Genomic DNA, 1144 nt, shown 5'->3' on the forward strand with positions numbered 1-1144 from the left:
GTCAATAGTCAGTAGTCATGATTCGGTTTTTTACTTAAAATACAAGCAAACCGCTAGAATTTAAGCTTCATCGCTACGCTTTTGTAGTTTCAAATACCACTATAAACTAAGCCTTTTTTATTATGTTGCCAAATTGCCATAAATTAACCTTGTTTGTTTTGGCAAGAATTCCTGTCCGCCATTTCCAGATTTTTCACCCCAATTGGAACAAAAGGCTACTGGAATCTTGTGTCAGTCAGGCAGGACATGCTCTAGCACCACATTTGCCTGAAAGCCTGTTCCCAGAAGCCCTAGAAGCGCTCTGAGCAACCTCTGCCCGTGTTCGAGAGGGTCATCAGGGGAATCCAGTAGTCCGGTTTAGGTATCTGGGTTTTGCAGTGTTGCGGAAATTTTGGCGGTGATAGGCCAGGCTGGTGGGTAAAATAACCGAGGTAAGGCTTCATAAATGCTTAAAAACCTTCAGCTAAAGAGCTTGCATTGGCTTACGATATCTAACTATTTCTCCTTCAGAACTACTTTGAATTGTAAAAGTAGGCTCTGAGATAAGTCAAGGCTTTTATGTATTGCATACAGTCTTTGAAAAATCGACCTAAAGTAATAATTATAATGAGCTATTATGGTCATAATAGACTCAACAATGTTGGGATATAGCGGTTTTTATCCTAATGAGGTACACAGGATTTTTCCCCTGTTCCCTATTCCCTAAAACCAGAAAATATGTACCTCACAAAATTTAAAACCGCTATACTCATTTCTACTCTATTGTTCCCAATTTAAAAGTCTCAGCAATAAACCTTCATCGAGTCCCGCCAAACTTGTAGCAAGCACCCTGAGGCTGTCAACATAGCCAAGATACATTTCGTACTGCTGTCGCTTATCTGGAGAGATTTTGTCAAACTCAACTCCTTTTCCCCAGCGGTGAATAGTATTGGGTTTAATCTTTAATACTTTAGCAATCAAGTTGATGCATTTCTCCCGATAACCATGCTCAGATTCGACCATTACGATATCTGACTCTGTGTAGCACGGCTGTCCGTATTGATTGAGGGCTTCTAGTCCGAACCAGCGGCGACAAAATCTCCTTGGGTGCATGCCTTGTCCATTAAGAACACGGGTTTTCAGAATCTTGGTAGCTACCTGATCA

Annotated in this window: 2 protein-coding genes; one reads left to right on the forward strand and one right to left on the reverse strand. The window is 41.1% G+C overall.

Features of this window, described 5'->3' with window-relative positions; genetic code table 11:
- The first annotated feature begins 158 nt into the window (after nucleotides 1-158).
- Nucleotides 159-305 (forward strand): hypothetical protein, encoded by a 147-nt coding sequence (locus tag F6K37_RS43650; RefSeq protein WP_287257380.1) that lies wholly within the window; start codon nucleotides 159-161, stop codon nucleotides 303-305.
- 454 nt (nucleotides 306-759) lie between these two features.
- Here F6K37_RS43650 and F6K37_RS43655 read toward each other — a convergent pair.
- The coding region (locus tag F6K37_RS43655) for a hypothetical protein (RefSeq protein WP_287257381.1) at nucleotides 760-1144 on the reverse strand (385 nt) is incomplete at its 5' end.

This window comes from Moorena sp. SIO4E2, from assembly GCF_010671945.1.
GTDB lineage: Bacteria > Cyanobacteriota > Cyanobacteriia > Cyanobacteriales > Coleofasciculaceae > Moorena > Moorena producens.